Origin of the sequence: Roseiarcus sp. (assembly GCF_049514155.1) — a bacterium.
Classification (GTDB): Bacteria; Pseudomonadota; Alphaproteobacteria; order Rhizobiales; family Beijerinckiaceae; genus Roseiarcus.
Window position 1 is genome coordinate 17,504 of the sequence record NZ_JBEKVH010000030.1, and the last position, 13,769, is coordinate 31,272.

The following is a 13,769-nucleotide window of genomic DNA, read 5'->3' on the forward strand; positions in this document are numbered from 1 at the left end:
AAGGGACGTAACGATCAGCGCGGCGCGTCGTCGTTGGCCTCGAGCACGGCGCCGGCGAGATAGAGCGAACCGGCGATCAGGATGCGCGGCGGCATCGGCCATTGGCGCGCGGCCAGGAATCTGAGCGCCGAGGCGACGCCGTCGCAGGCGGCGGCTTCGAGGCCGACGCTCTGGGCGATCGCCGCCACCTCTTCCGCCGATCGGGCGGCGTGCGCGCCGACGATCGGCACGGCGAGCGCTTCCTGGGCCAGTCCCTTGAAGTGGCGGAGGAAGCCTGCGGTGTCCTTGTTCGCCAGCGAGCCGCAGATCAGCGCCAGCGGCCGCGGCGCGTGATCTTCGAGATCGGCCATCGCCTCGGCGAGCGCGCGCCCCCCCGCTTCGTTGTGGGCGCCGTCGAGCCAGACCTCGGCCTGCGGCGGCGCGAGCGCGACCAGCGGCCCGCCGCGCAGCTTTTGCAGCCGCGCCGGCCACTCGACCTCGGCGAGCCCACGCTCGAGCGCGCGATTGGGGAAGCCCGGCTCGATCGCCCTGAGCGTCGCCGCCGCAGTTGCGAAATTGCCGAACTGATGGCGTCCAGCCAGCCGCGGCGTCGGCAGGTCGACGAGCCCCTCGGCATCCTCGTAAGCGAGCCGGCCGTGCTCGGAACGGATGAAGAAATCGCGCCCGGCGAAGCGCCGCAAAGCGCCGAGCTTCAGCGCCTCGCGCTCGATGACGGCGAGCGCGCGTTCGTCCTGCTCGGCGACGATCGCCGGCGCGCCGGGGCGCAGGATGCCCGCTTTCTCGTAGGCGATCTTCTCGACCGTCGCGCCGAGAAATTCGGTGTGGTCGATCGACACCGGCGTGATCACGGTCGCCGCCGGCCGCTCGATCACGTTGGTGGCGTCGTAGCGGCCGCCGAGCCCGACTTCGAGCAAGAGATAGTCGGCGGGCGTCTCGCTGAACAAGACGAACGCCGCGGCGGTGGTGATCTCGAACACCGAGATCGACCGGCCGGCGTTGACCGCCTCGCAGCGCGCGAGCGCGTCGCCGAGCCGCTCGTCGTCGACCAGCTCGCCGGCGAGGCGGATGCGCTCGTTGAACCGCACCAGATGCGGCGAAGTGTAGACGTGGACGCGCTTGCCCGCCGCTTCGAGCGCGGCGCGCATGAAGGCGATGGTCGAGCCCTTGCCGTTGGTCCCGGCGACGTGGACAACCGGCGGCAGGCGCCGGTGCGGCGAACCGAGATCGGCAAGCAGCCTTTCGACGCGGTCGAGCGACAGGTCGATCTTGCGCGGATGCAGAAGCGCGAATCGGTCCAGGACGGCGTCGATCGCAGTCATGCCGCTTACCGCCCGCCGCCGACGGTCAGGCCGCCGCCGGCGCGCTCTGCGACGTGGTCAACAACCGGCACAGCCGCGCCAGCGTCGCGCGCATCTGCGGCCGCGGCACCACCATGTCGACCATGCCGTGCGCCTGCAGGAACTCGGCGCGCTGGAAGCCTTCCGGCAGGCGCTCGCGCACCGTTTGCTCGATCACGCGCGCGCCCGCGAAACCGATCACGGCGCCCGGCTCGGCGATATGCACGTCGCCGAGCATGGCGTAGGAAGCGGTGACGCCGCCGGTGGTCGGATTGGTCAGCACGACGATATAGGGCAGCTTGGCGGCGCGCAGGCGCTGTACGGCGACGGTGGTGCGCGGCATCTGCATCAGCGCGAACATGCCCTCCTGCATGCGCGCGCCGCCCGAGGCGGTGAAGATGATGAACGGCGTGCGGCGCTCGACCGCTTCGCCCATGCCCTCGACGATCGCTTCGCCGGCGGCGACGCCGAGCGTGCCGCCCTGGAAGGCGAAGTCGTGCACGCCGACCGTCGTCGCCATGCCCTCGATCGCGCCGCGCGCGACGATGACCGAATCGTCAGATCCGGTCTTGGCGCGATGTTCCTTGAGCCGGTCGGCGTAACGCTTCACATCGCGGAATTTCAGCGGATCCGATAACGTCTCGGGAACCGCGAGCTCTTCATAGGCGCCGTCGTCGAACAACGTCGTCAGCCGCGCCCTCGGCTCGATCGCCATGTGGTAGCCGGACCCCGGCACCACCATCAGGTTGGCCTCGAGGTCCTTGTGAAAGACGAGCTGGCCGCTCTCCGGGCATTTGACCCACAGATTCTCCGGCGTTTCTCGGCGCAGCAGCGAGCGGATTTTCGGCGGGACGACGTTGGAGATCCAGTTCATCGGCTAGCCCCCGTCTGCTCATTCGCTTTCGCGGCGCTGTGCACGCCTGCGGCGATCGTCCGCGCCAGGCTGGCGACGGCGTCGACTGTCCTCGGCCCTGCTTTGCCGTCGACCAGAGAAGCGCGAAGCGCTTCGACCAGCGCCGAACCGACCACCACGCCGTCGGCGACGCCGGCGATCGCGGCCGCGTTCGTCGCGTCCTTGACGCCAAATCCGACCGCAACCGGCAGATGGGTATGACGCTTGATCCGCGCAACGGCGGCGCCGGTCTTGGCGGGGTCGGCCGCCGCCGCGCCGGTCACGCCGGTGATCGACACGTAGTAGACGAAACCCGAGGTGTTGGCGAGCACCGCCGGCAGGCGCTTGTCGTCGGTCGTCGGCGTCGCCAGGCGGATGAAATTGAGCCCGGCTTTCAGCGCCGGCAGGCACAGTTCCTCGTCTTCCTCCGGCGGCAGATCGACGACGATCAGGCCGTCGACGCCGGCGGCCCCGGCGTCGCGGAGGAACGCTTCGACGCCATAGACATAGATCGGGTTGTAATATCCCATCAACACGATCGGCGTGTCGGCGTCGGTCTCGCGGAATGCGCGCGCCAGCGCCAGCGTCTTGCGCAGGGTCTGGCCGCCGCGCAGCGCGCGCAGGCCCGCGGCCTGGATCGCCGGCCCGTCGGCCATCGGATCGCTGAACGGCATGCCGATTTCGATCACGTCGGCGCCGGCTTTGGGCAAAGCCCTGACGATCGCCAGCGAAGTCGCCGCGTCGGGGTCGCCGGCCATGACGAACGTGACGAGCGCGGCGCGCCCCTCGGCGCGCAATGCGGCAAAACGGCGGTCGATGCGGGTCGTCATGCGCGGCTCGTTAGCACACCGGAGCGCGAGAGGGAAATTGCCAAAGGCCTCGACATTGCGCAGCGACGACGCGATAATGCGAGGAATGTCGTCGGTCCGCTTCCGCTCGATCAGCGCACGCCGATTTCTCTTCTGCGCCGCACCGCTTCTCGCCTCCCTCGTCCTCAGCGTCGCAGCGGAGGGCGGGACGCCGCTTGTCCATGCGCCGGCTGGCCCGCGTGCGGCGCCGAACGCCGCCGCGCCGATGCGCTTCGTCAGGGTGCGCAGCGACAACGCCGCCTGCCGGCCCGATTGTCCGGAATGGATTTCCGCCGAGGGCAAGATCGTCACGGGTTCCGCCGACGCGCTCGAGCGCATGCTCAACGCCACCGGCGGCCGCCGTCTGCCGATCGTCATCAATTCGGCCGGCGGCGCGGTCGAGGACGCGATGGCGATGGGCCGCCTGATCCGCGCCAAGCGCCTGGCGGTGGTCGTCGCCCACACCACGCTTGCGCCCTGCGCGAAGGGCGCCAAGACCTGCGGCGAAGCGAAGGGCGTCGCCGACTCGCGCGGCGCCTATTGCGCCTCGGCCTGCACCTTGGCGCTCGCCGGCGGCGTCGAGCGCTACATCAGCCCGCAGTCCTACATCGGCGTCCATCAGATGACCGAGGTCATCCGGCAAACGCAGGTCATGAAGCTCTACAAGGTTCACTATCTGAAGTTCGCCGGCATCAAGCTGGAGCTGTCGCGCCATTTCGTCGGCGAGCAGAAATCGACCACTACCGCCAAACTCGTCGCCGACGATTCGGTCGACTACGACGTCGCCGACTATTTCGCCGAGATGGGCGTCGCCGATCCGGTGATGAAGCTGACGATGACGACGCCTTCCAAGTCCATCCACTGGATGAGCGCCGACGAGTTGCGCGTGTCGCGCCTGGCGACGGCGTGGGTCGACCGGGCGAATCCGATCCTCGCCGACGCGCAGCCGAGCGGGCTCGCCGGCCTCGCGATCGACGCCAAGTCGCGCTCGGCCTCGCAGTTCGCCGCTACGGCGTCGGCGCCGCTCGCCGACCCGGTGAACGGCCGCCGCGCGACGCTGGATGCGACGTTCGCCTATCGCCGTGGCGGCGCGACGATGACGACGACGCTGTCCGTGCGCGACGCCGACACCGGCGCGGTCCTCGACCTGCCTGGCGCCGGCGCCTATCTCATCCTCTACCCGCAAGGCGACCAATTCCGCACCGGCCGCCTTTCCGCCGAGGCGCCCGGGCGGCTCGCCGCATCGCTGCACAGCTTCTGCAAGCTGAGGCGGAGCGGCGGCAGCGCGATCGTCAGTTTCATCGCCGACGCCGCCGCGCCCGACGCGCCCCATCCCGCGCCCGTTGAACTGCGGCCGCTGGCCGCCGACGGCGCGGCCGCGCTGTTCGAGGAGGCGTGCCCGCCGCGGCCGATCGCATCGCGCGCCGCCGACGCGCCGCCTGCTGCTAGCGGCCCCAAATCCCAATAAGGGTCGCCTTGGCGAGCGTGTGGAAGTGCAGGTTGAAGCCGACCACTGCGGGCGTAGCGCTCGCGTCGGCGTCGAGCTTGTCGACATCGACTGCGAAGACCTGGAGGTGATAGTGGTGCGGCTTGTCGCCCTTGGGCGGGCACGGGCCGAAATAGCCCTGCGTGCCAGCGTCATTGTTTCCCTGGATCGCGCCGGCTGGGGCAAGGGTCGCCTTGGGATCGCCGGCGTTCTTGGGCAGCGACGTGACGTTGGCGGGAATGTCGAACATTGCCCAATGCCAGAAGCCGCTGCCAGTTGGCGCGTCGGGATCATAGACGCTGATGGCGAAGCTCTTGGTGCCCTTGGGCGCGCCCGACCAACTCAGCGCCGGTGAGACATTGCCGCCGGAGCAGCCGAAGCCGTTGGCGACCTGCTCGTCGGCGATCCGCGCGCCCGGCTTGATGTCCGAGCTGGTCAGAGTCAATTGCGCCGCGCTCCCGCTTGCGCCGCCGGCCAACAACATCGCTGCCGCAAAAGCCAATTTCCGCATTGCCGTAATCCTCCCTGACGTCTATCCGGCGGCTTGGGCGTCGCTCGGATGGCGGCGCATGTTGGCCAAATCGCCGCGCCGTCGCAAGCCCTGCTTTGGCTCTCAGGTTTCCGAGGCCGCGCCGGGGTCGGCGAGCCGGTGCAGGCGGTCGGCGGCGGCGAGCGCGAAGCGCAGCAGCACCGCGCGCCGCGCCGCAGGCGGAATCAGGCGCGCCGGCGGCTCGCGCAGGATCTCGCCGCCATAGGAATCGGCGACGATCAGTCCCGCCTCCTCGGGCATGATCTCGAGCGGCATGTCGGCGTCGACGGCGAAGTAGAGCCGGTCGCAATGCGCGGAATAGTCGCGCCATTTCTGGTCGGCGCGAAAATCGGCGACCGACGACTTGATCTCGACAATCAGCAGCGCGCCGTCGCCGTTGACGCCGACGACGTCGGCGCGCCGCCCGCTGGCGAGCGGCAACTCGGTGACGGTGGCGAAACCGCGCGCCCTGAGCAGCCGCCTGACGCCGCGGCGAATCGCCAGCGCCGCCTCGGACTGGCGGCCGTCGACTGGCGCTTCGAACGGCGGAGCGGCCATGTCAGCGTCCCGCCGCGTCGGCGAGGATCATCGCCGCCGCCTTTTCGGCGATCATCATCGTCGGCGCGGCGGTGTTGCCCGAAGGGATGCGCGGCATCGCCGAAGCGTCGGCGATGCGGATCCCTGCGACGCCGCGCAGCTTGAGCGAAGCGTCGACCACTGCGGTCGGATCCTCGTCGCGGCCCATCTTCGCCGTGCCGACCGGATGGAAGATCGTCGTGCCGATGTCGCCGGCGGCCTTGACCAGATCGGCGTCGCTCTCGGCCGCCGCGCCCGGCAGATGTTCCGCCGGGTGGAACGGCGCGAGCGCCGGCGCCGCGGCGATGCGGCGGACGAGCCGGATCGAATCGACCGCGACGCGCGCGTCTTCCTCGGTCGAGAGGTAGTTCGGTCGGATTTCCGGCGCGACGAGCGGATCGGGGCCGACCGCGTGGATCGAACCGCGACTCGTCGGCCTGAGGTTGCAGACGCTCAGCGTGATGGCGGGAAAGGCGTGCAAGGGCTCGCCGAAGCGGTCGAGCGACAGCGGCTGGACGTGGAACTCGAGATTGGCGGAGGCGAAATCGGGCGAGCTCCTGGCGAAGATCCCGACTTGCGACGGCGCCATCGTCATCGGCCCCCGCCGCCTGAGCGCATAGTCGAGCGCCATGCCGGCGCGGCGCAACAGCGAGCGGTATTCGACATTGAGCGTGCGCGCGCCGGATATGCGGAAGATCGTGCGCAATTGCAGATGGTCCTGCAGGTTCTCGCCGACCCCGGGCGAAGCGCAGACCAGATCGCGGCCGAGCGAGGCGACGATCTCCGGACGGCCGACGCCCGACAGTTCGAGCAATTGCGGGGTGCCGATCGCCCCGGCGGCGAGCGCAATTTCGCCGCCGGCGCGCGCCTCGCAGCCGATTCCTTCGGCGCTGTAGCGCACACCGACCGCGCGCCGGCCCTCGAAGATCAGCCGCTCGACATGTGCGCCGGTGACGACGCGCAGGTTCGGCCGGCCGAGGATCGGCTTGAGGAAGCCGCGCGCCGCGCTCCAGCGCCGTCCGCGCCGCTGGTTGACGTCGAAATAGGCGGAGCCTGCGTTGTCGCCGCGGTTGAAGTCGTCGATCTTGGCGATGCCGACCTCGGCCGCCGCGTCGCGCACCGCATCGAGGATCGGCCAGGCGACGCGCGGCCGTTCGATCCGCCATTCGCCGCCCGCGCCATGCAGCGCGTCGGCGCCGCCATGATAGTCCTCATGGCGCTTGAAGAACGGCAGCACGTCGTCCCAGCCCCAACCCTCGAGGCCGAGCTGGCGCCAGCCGTCGTAGTCGGCGGCCTGGCCGCGCATGTAGATCATGCCGTTGATGGCGGACGACCCGCCGACCACCCGACCGCGCGGATAGGCGATCGCGCGGCCGTTGAGCCCTTTTTCCGCTGCGGTCTTGAACCGCCAGTCGGCGCGCGGATTGCCGATGGCGAACAGGTAGCCGACCGGAATGTGCAGCCAGATCCAGTTGTCGCGGCCGCCCGCTTCGAGCAACAGCACGCGATGGCGCGGGTCGGCGGAGAGGCGGTTGGCGAGCACACAGCCGGCCGAGCCGGCGCCGACGACGATGAAGTCGTAGCCTTCGCTCACGGCGTCGTGGCCCAACACGCGACCGCGCGCCCCTGCTTGGCTTCGAGCGGCGGCTTTTCCTTGCGACAGCGGTCGAAGGCCAGCGGGCAACGCGGATTGAACGGACAACCCGGCGGCGGGGCCATCGGCGACGGCGGCTCGCCCTTGAGCAGGATGCGCTTGCGCTTGGCGGTCGGATCGGCGACCGGCGTCGCCGACAGCAACGCACGGGTATAGGGGTGCTGCGGCGCAGAAAAGATCGCCTCGCGCCCGCCGATCTCGACCGCATGGCCGAGATAGACGACCATCACCTCGTCGGCGATGTGATGAACGACCGACAGGTCGTGCGAGACGAAGACGTAGGCGAGGGTGAACTCCTCCTGCAGCTCGGCCAGCAGGTTGAGCACCTGGGCGCGGATCGACACGTCGAGCGCCGACACCGGCTCGTCGAGCACCAGGATCTTCGGCCTCAGCACCAGCGCGCGCGCGATGGCGATGCGCTGGCGCTGGCCGCCGGAGAACATGTGCGGATAGCGGTGGAAGAACTCCGGCCGCAGGCCGACCTTGGCCATGATCGCGCGCGCCGCCGCCTCGCGCTCGGCCGCCGATTGCTGGGTGTTGACGAGCAGCGGCTCCTCCAACGCCTTGCCGATCCGCTGGCGCGGGTTCAACGAGCCGTAGGGATTCTGGAACACCATCTGCACGTCTTGGCGCAGGCGCCGGCGGCGGGCGTGGTTGGCGTGCGCGACGTCCTCGCCTTCGATCAGCAGCGCGCCGGCGCTCGGCGGTTCGATCAGCGTCAGCAGCCGCGCCAGCGTCGATTTGCCCGAGCCGGATTCGCCGACCACCGCCAGCGTACGCCCGGCCTCGAGCGAAAACGACACGCCGTCGAGCGCATGCACGACCGCCGACGAACGGAAGGCGCCGCGCGAGACGAGGTAGTCGCGCGACAAGCCGCGCGCTTCGATGACCGCGCTCATGCGGCCGCTCCCTCGCCCGCCGGCGCCGGCCGGCCGCCGCTGAGCGGCGTGTAGCACAAGGCGCGGCCGAGCGCCGCCGGGGCGCGGCCGGGCGCGGCGCGGCGACAGGCGTCGAAGGCGAAGGCGCAGCGCGGCGCGAACAGGCAGCCTTGCGGCCGATCGAACTGTCCGGGAACGACGCCGGGGATCGCCGGCAGCCGGCGCCCGGTCGCGCGCTCGGGCAAGGCGGCGAGCAGCGCGGCGGTGTAGGGGTGGCGCGGATCGGCGAACAACGCGTCGGTCGTATTCTCCTCGACCTGCTGGCCGGCGTATTGGACGATGACGCGATCGGCGGTCTCGGCGACGACGCCCATGTCGTGGGTGATCAGCACCAGCGCCATGCCGTTGCGCTGCTTGAGCGACAGCAGCAGATCGAGGATCTGCGCCTGGATCGTCACGTCGAGCGCCGTCGTCGGCTCGTCGGCGATGAGCAGCTTAGGCCGGCAGGCGAGCGCCATCGCGATCATCACCCTTTGGCTCATGCCGCCCGAAAGCTGGTGCGGGAAAGCGCGCGCGCGGCGCGCCGGATCGGGGATGCCGACCTCGGCGAGCAGTTCGACGACGCGCTTGGCGCGGGCGCGGCGGTCGAGATCGAGATGGGCCTTCAGCGCCTCGTTGACCTGGAAGCCGACGGTGAAGCAGGGGTTCAACGACGACATCGGTTCCTGGAAGATCATCGCCAGATCCTTGCCGGCGATGCGGCGGCGCTGGGCCGGCGTCATCGTGGTCAGATCGGCGCCGTCGAACGTCATGCGCTCGGCGGTCACTCTGGCGGTGAACGGCAGCAGGCCCATCACCGCCAGCATCGCCACCGACTTGCCCGAACCGGATTCGCCGACGATCGCCAGCACGCCGTCGCGATCGACGGTGATGTCGAGACCGTCGACGGCGACGAAGTCGCCGTGGCGGGTGGCGAAGGCGACGGTGAGATTGCGGACTTCGAGCAGCGCCATTGCTAGCTCCGCCGCATTCTGGGATCGAGCGCGTCGCGCAGCCCGTCGCCGGTCAGGTTGATCGCGACGACGGCGACGAGGATCGCCAGGCCGGGCAGCGCGACGATCCACGGGTCGGAGCGGATGAACTCGCGCGAGTCGGCGAGCATCGTGCCCCATTCCGGCGTCGGCGCCTGGGCGCCGAGGCCGAGGAAGCCGAGGCCCGCCGCTTCGAGAATGGCGTCGGAGACGCCGAGCGCCGCCTGGACGATCAGCGGCGCGAGACAATTGGGCAGCACGGTCGCGACCATCATGCGCAGCGGACCGACGCCGGCGACGCGGGCGGCGGTGACATAGTCCTTGGTCAGCTCTCCGAGCGCGGAAGCGCGCACCAGTCTGACGTAGCGCGGCAGATAGACGATCGTCACCGCGACGATGGTGTTGGCGAGACTCGGGCCGAGCACGGCGACGACCAGAATCGCCATCACCAGGCTCGGCACCGCCATGATCAGATCCATGACGCGGGTAATGACGACGTCGACCAGCGACCCCACCGAAGCGGCCAGCAGGCCGAGGACGACGCCGACCACGAACGACACGCTCATCACCGACAGGCCGATGAACAGCGACACGCGCGCGCCGTAGATCAGCCGCGACAACGTGTCGTGCCCGTCGCCGTCGGTGCCGAGCGCGTAGCGCCACGTGCCGCCCGCGTCCCAGATCGGCGGCGCGCGCACGGCGTCGCGAAACTGCTCGATCGGCGAATGCGGCGCGAGAAAGTCGGCGAAGATCGCGATCAGCGCGATCGCCGAAATGACGACGAGGCCGAACACCGCGCCGCGGTTCTCGCGGAAGGCGGCCCAGAACGCGGCGATGGGCGTCGGCTGGGCGAGAACCTCGGCCGCTTCTTCGCTCGACAGGGCGGGGACGGCGACGTCAGCGGCCATGGCGGATCCTCGGATTGATCGCGCCATAGATGAGGTCGACGACGAGGTTGACGCCGATCACCACGGTCGAAACCAGCATCACCCCGCCCTGCAACGCCGGGTAATCGCGCCGGCTGATCGATTCGATCAGCCAGTGGCCGACCCCGGGCCAGGAAAAGATCGTCTCGGTCAGCACCGCGCCGGCGAGCAGGCTCGAAACCGAAAGCCCGATGACGGTGACGACCGGCAGCAACGCGTTGCGCAAGGCGTGGACGCCGATGACCCGGAACGGCGACAGGCCCTTGGCCCTCGCAGTGCGTACGTAATCCTCGGACAGCACCTCCAGCATCGACGAGCGCGTCATGCGGGCGATCACGCCGAGCGGCACGGTGCCGAGCACGATCGCCGGCAGGATCAGGTGGCGGACCGCATCGAGGAATGCGCCCGACTGGCCGGACAACAGCGAGTCGATCAGCATGAAGCCGGTCGGCTGATCGAAGTAATAGTTGATAAGATCGATGCGGCCCGCCACCGGCAGCAACTCGAGCTTCACCGAGACGAACATGATCAGCAGCAGGCCCCACCAGAAGATCGGCATCGAGTAGCCGAACAGCGAGACGGTCATCAGCCCCTGGTCGAACAGGCTGCCGCGCTTGACCGCGGCGACCGCGCCAGCCGGAACGCCAATGGCGATCGCGAACAGCATCGCGCACAGCGACAATTCGATCGTCGCCGGGAACAGGGTGAGGAACTCGGTCAGCACTTTTTGCTGGGTCGACAGCGAAACGCCGAAATCGCCGTGCAGCAGCCGCCAGCAATAGTCGAGAAACTGTTGCCAGACCGGCAGATCGAGGCCGAGTTGGTGGCGGAAATAGACCAGCCGTTCGGGCGAAATGCCGTGCTCGCCGACCCGCACCTCGACCGGATCCCCCGGCACCAGGCGGATCGCCGCGAAGGTGACGAACATCAACGCGATGAACGTCGGAACGGTCAGCGTGAGGCGACGGAGGAAATAAACGAGCATTGGCGCGTTGGCGAGGTCGGGGCCCGACCGCCGAAGCGGACGGGCCCCCTCCCCTGCTTATTTGACGTCGACGCCGTTGAACGCGTGCGTGCCGATCGGGCTCTGCTTGTAGCCCACGACGTTGGCGCGCGTCGCTTCGTAAACGATCGAATGGGCGATCAGCAGCTCTGGCTCGTCGTCGTGCTCGATCTCCTGCATGCGGGCGTAGAGCTTGGCGCGTTCCGCCTGGTCGGGGAGCGTGCGCGCCTTGGCGAGCAGGCTGTCGAACTCAGCGTTGCACCACTTCGGGATATTGTTGCCGGCCGGCTTGCCGTCCGGGCAACCGAGCAGGAAGAAGAAGTTGTCCGGATCGCCGTTGTCGCCCGTCCAACCCATCTGCCCCGTGTCGTCCTCGGCGTTCTGCAGCCGCTTGCGATATTCGCCCCACTCGAAGGTGACGAGCTTGGCGTTGACGCCGATCTTGGCGAGGTCGGCCTGCATCATCTCGCCGATGCGCTTGCCGTTCGGGTTGTAGGGGCGTTGCACCGGTTGATACCACAGGTCGATGTCGAGCGGCGTCTTGACGCCGGCGGCGGCGAGCATCGCCTTGGCCTTTTCGGGGTCGTACGGGGTGTCGGCGATCTTGTCGTCCTGCGACCACATCGTCGGCGGGATCAGCGTCTTGGCCTTCACGCCGGCGCCGAGATAGACGTCCTTGATGATCGCGTCGCGATCGATCGCCATCGACAAAGCCTGCCGCACTTCCTTCTTGTCGAACGGCGGCCTGGTGTTGTTGAACGCCCAATAGGCGATGTTGAGGCCCGGCGCGTGAATGACCTTCAGCGACGCGTCCTTCTCCATTTCCGCAATGTCGGCCGGCCGCGGATAGCCGTTGACGTGGCATTCGCCCGCCTTCAGCTTGGCGTAGCGCGCGGTCGCGTCAGGGGTGATGGCGAAGACGAGATCGTCGACCAGCGCCTTCTCGCCGAAGTAGTCGGGGTTCTTCTTGTAGCGGATCACCGAATCCTTCTGATAGGCGACGAACGCGAACGCGCCGGTGCCGACCGGCGCCTGGTCGAACTGCTCCGGCGTGCCCTTCTTCAGCAGGAAGTCGGCGTATTCGGCCGAGCCGATCGACATGAATTCCATCGCGAAATTGGCGAGGATGGCGACGTTCGGCTCCTTCAGCTTGACGACGACGGTGTAGTCGTCGGTCTTGGCGACCGAATCCAGCAGCGTCGGCATGTCCATATCGCTGAAATAGTCGTACTTGCCGCCCGACACATTGTGGTAGGGACTGTCGTCCTTCCACTGCCGATTGATCGAGAACAGCACGTCGTCGGCATTGAAGTCGCGCGTCGGGGTGAAGTCCTTGTACGAGCCGAACTTGACGCCCTTGCGCAGATGGAAGGTGATCGTCTTGCCGCCGTCGGCGATATCCCAGCTCTCGGCCAGTCCGGGCACGACCTCAGTGGAGCCGCGCCTGAATTCGGTCAATTGGTCGTAGACCGGAATCGCCGCATCGAAGCTGGTGCCGGTGGTGTTGATCGCCGGGGTGAAGTTCTCCGGGCTGCCTTCCGAGCAATAGACGAGAGTCTTGGCCGACGCGGCGGGGGCGCCGGCCAGCAAGGCCGCCAGCCCAAGGCTGGCGAAGACGAGAGATTTCATCGAAGCTCCCCTAGAACAACGCCTCCGGGCCCGCGCGCTCTGCGCGGCTCCCCCGGAGGCGGCTGGGCGCCATCTAGGCCCGTTTTCGGCCATGACGCAATGGGCGCGGACGAGCGGCGGCGGCGGCGCAGGGCCGCCTAGAGCCGGTCGATCCGCCCGCGCGCCTCGAGCGCGGCGATGACGCGGTCGGCGAGCGCCTCGGCCGACGAGATCGACGCATCGAGCGTCAATTCGGCCGCCTCGGGGGCCTCGTAGGGTTGGTCGACGCCGGTGAAATTCTTGATTTCGCCCGCCAGCGCCCGCTTGTAGAGCCCCTTGGGATCGCGGGCGATCGCCGTCTCCAGCGGCGTCGAGACGTAGATCTCGACGAATTCGTCGGGCGCGGCGATCTCGCGCGCCAGCTTCCGCTCGGCGCGGAACGGCGAGATGAAGGACGTCAGCACGATCAGCCCGACGTCGGTCATCAACCGCGCGACTTCGGCGATGCGGCGAATGTTTTCGACCCGATCCGCGGTGGTGAAGCCGAGGTCCTTGTTGAGGCCATGGCGAACGTTGTCGCCGTCGAGCAAGGCGGTGTGGACGCCGCGCGCCATCAGCTTGCTCTCGACCAGATTGGCGATCGTCGACTTGCCGGCGCCCGAGAGGCCGGTGAACCACAGGATCGCCGGTCGCTGGTGCTTGATCGCCGCGTGCGCCTCGCGCGAGACGGCGAGGCCCTGGCGGTGGATGTTGGTGGCGCGGCGCAGGCCGTGGGCGATCATCCCCGCCGCCGCCGTTTCGTTGGTGGCGCGGTCGATCAGGATGAAGGCTCCGGTCTCGCGGTTCTCCGCATAAGGATCGTAGGCGACCGGCGCGGTAAGCGCGAGATTGGCGAAGCCGACCTCGTTGAGCGCCAGCGTCTTGGCGGCGAGCTTGTCGAAATTGTCGACGTCGATGCGGTGCTTGAGCTCGGTCACCGAGGCCGGGACGGTGCGCGCGCC

13 protein-coding genes are annotated in these 13,769 nt (G+C 68.8%); 1 reads left to right on the top strand and 12 read right to left on the bottom strand.

The genetic code is table 11. The features are described 5' to 3' along the window. Positions 1-14: 14 nt before the first annotated feature. From ABSF49_RS06770 to trpA, 3 genes are read right to left on the bottom strand one after another with little or no spacing between them, the layout of a single operon-like run. Positions 15-1,319 carry a bifunctional folylpolyglutamate synthase/dihydrofolate synthase gene (locus tag ABSF49_RS06770; RefSeq protein ID WP_424111873.1) on the bottom strand — a complete coding sequence of 435 codons (1,305 nt, stop codon included), beginning with the start codon at positions 1,317-1,319 and terminating at the stop codon, positions 15-17. A gap of 25 nt (positions 1,320-1,344) precedes the next feature. Further along, on the bottom strand, positions 1,345-2,211 hold the full coding sequence (gene accD / locus ABSF49_RS06775) for an acetyl-CoA carboxylase, carboxyltransferase subunit beta (RefSeq protein WP_424111874.1): 867 nt from the start codon (positions 2,209-2,211) through the stop codon (positions 1,345-1,347). Then, positions 2,208-3,059, bottom strand: a complete 852-nt coding sequence (gene trpA, locus ABSF49_RS06780; protein ID WP_424111875.1) for a tryptophan synthase subunit alpha — start codon at positions 3,057-3,059, stop codon at positions 2,208-2,210. Before trpA ends, accD begins: the two co-directional genes overlap by 4 nt. An 85-nt stretch (positions 3,060-3,144) precedes the next feature. Here trpA and ABSF49_RS06785 point away from each other — a divergent pair, with 85 nt between their 5' ends. Next, positions 3,145-4,545 (top strand): COG3904 family protein, encoded by a 1,401-nt coding sequence (locus tag ABSF49_RS06785; protein ID WP_424111876.1) that lies wholly within the window; start codon positions 3,145-3,147, stop codon positions 4,543-4,545. Here the strand turns inward: ABSF49_RS06785 and ABSF49_RS06790 are convergent. The 9 genes from ABSF49_RS06790 to cysC form a co-directional block, all read right to left on the bottom strand. Next, entirely contained in the window at positions 4,523-5,065 is a 543-nt protein-coding gene (locus tag ABSF49_RS06790) for a YbhB/YbcL family Raf kinase inhibitor-like protein (protein ID WP_424111885.1), read from the bottom strand. The two genes, ABSF49_RS06785 and ABSF49_RS06790, sit on opposite strands and share 23 nt — an antisense overlap. A gap of 111 nt (positions 5,066-5,176) precedes the next feature. Continuing rightward, a complete protein-coding gene (locus tag ABSF49_RS06795; RefSeq protein ID WP_424111877.1) occupies positions 5,177-5,650 on the bottom strand; it encodes an MmcB family DNA repair protein in 474 nt (157 codons plus the stop codon). Between the two features lies 1 nt (position 5,651). Next, on the bottom strand, positions 5,652-7,280 hold the full coding sequence (locus ABSF49_RS06800; protein WP_424111878.1) for a GMC family oxidoreductase: 1,629 nt from the start codon (positions 7,278-7,280) through the stop codon (positions 5,652-5,654). After that, positions 7,259-8,221 (bottom strand): dipeptide ABC transporter ATP-binding protein, encoded by a 963-nt coding sequence (locus ABSF49_RS06805; RefSeq protein ID WP_424111879.1) that lies wholly within the window; start codon positions 8,219-8,221, stop codon positions 7,259-7,261. The genes ABSF49_RS06800 and ABSF49_RS06805 overlap by 22 nt, the downstream gene beginning before the upstream one ends. Continuing rightward, on the bottom strand, positions 8,218-9,213 hold the full coding sequence (locus tag ABSF49_RS06810; protein ID WP_424111880.1) for an ABC transporter ATP-binding protein: 996 nt from the start codon (positions 9,211-9,213) through the stop codon (positions 8,218-8,220). The genes ABSF49_RS06805 and ABSF49_RS06810 overlap by 4 nt, the downstream gene beginning before the upstream one ends. Positions 9,214-9,215: 2 nt before the next feature. Continuing rightward, positions 9,216-10,139, bottom strand: a complete 924-nt coding sequence (locus tag ABSF49_RS06815; RefSeq protein WP_424111881.1) for an ABC transporter permease subunit — start codon at positions 10,137-10,139, stop codon at positions 9,216-9,218. Then, entirely contained in the window at positions 10,129-11,142 is a 1,014-nt protein-coding gene (locus ABSF49_RS06820; RefSeq protein ID WP_424111882.1) for an ABC transporter permease subunit, read from the bottom strand. The genes ABSF49_RS06815 and ABSF49_RS06820 overlap by 11 nt, the downstream gene beginning before the upstream one ends. Positions 11,143-11,199: 57 nt before the next feature. Further along, positions 11,200-12,789 (bottom strand): ABC transporter substrate-binding protein, encoded by a 1,590-nt coding sequence (locus ABSF49_RS06825; protein WP_424111883.1) that lies wholly within the window; start codon positions 12,787-12,789, stop codon positions 11,200-11,202. 137 nt (positions 12,790-12,926) lie between these two features. After that, a partial coding sequence (cysC, locus tag ABSF49_RS06830; protein WP_424111884.1) for an adenylyl-sulfate kinase occupies positions 12,927-13,769 on the bottom strand: 843 nt, incomplete at its 5' end.

Excerpts from the sequence above, each read along its gene's own strand:
- ABSF49_RS06770 (WP_424111873.1), bottom strand. The coding sequence starts at position 1,319 with ATGACTGCGATCGACGCCGTCCTGGACCGATTCGCGCTTCTGCATCCG.
- accD (WP_424111874.1), bottom strand. The coding sequence starts at position 2,211 with ATGAACTGGATCTCCAACGTCGTCCCGCCGAAAATCCGCTCGCTGCTG.
- trpA (WP_424111875.1), bottom strand. The coding sequence starts at position 3,059 with ATGACGACCCGCATCGACCGCCGTTTTGCCGCATTGCGCGCCGAGGGG.
- ABSF49_RS06785 (WP_424111876.1), top strand. The coding sequence starts at position 3,145 with ATGTCGTCGGTCCGCTTCCGCTCGATCAGCGCACGCCGATTTCTCTTC.
- ABSF49_RS06795 (WP_424111877.1), bottom strand. The coding sequence starts at position 5,650 with ATGGCCGCTCCGCCGTTCGAAGCGCCAGTCGACGGCCGCCAGTCCGAG.
- ABSF49_RS06805 (WP_424111879.1), bottom strand. The coding sequence starts at position 8,221 with ATGAGCGCGGTCATCGAAGCGCGCGGCTTGTCGCGCGACTACCTCGTC.
- ABSF49_RS06810 (WP_424111880.1), bottom strand. The coding sequence starts at position 9,213 with ATGGCGCTGCTCGAAGTCCGCAATCTCACCGTCGCCTTCGCCACCCGC.
- ABSF49_RS06815 (WP_424111881.1), bottom strand. The coding sequence starts at position 10,139 with ATGGCCGCTGACGTCGCCGTCCCCGCCCTGTCGAGCGAAGAAGCGGCC.
- ABSF49_RS06820 (WP_424111882.1), bottom strand. The coding sequence starts at position 11,142 with ATGCTCGTTTATTTCCTCCGTCGCCTCACGCTGACCGTTCCGACGTTC.
- ABSF49_RS06825 (WP_424111883.1), bottom strand. The coding sequence starts at position 12,789 with ATGAAATCTCTCGTCTTCGCCAGCCTTGGGCTGGCGGCCTTGCTGGCC.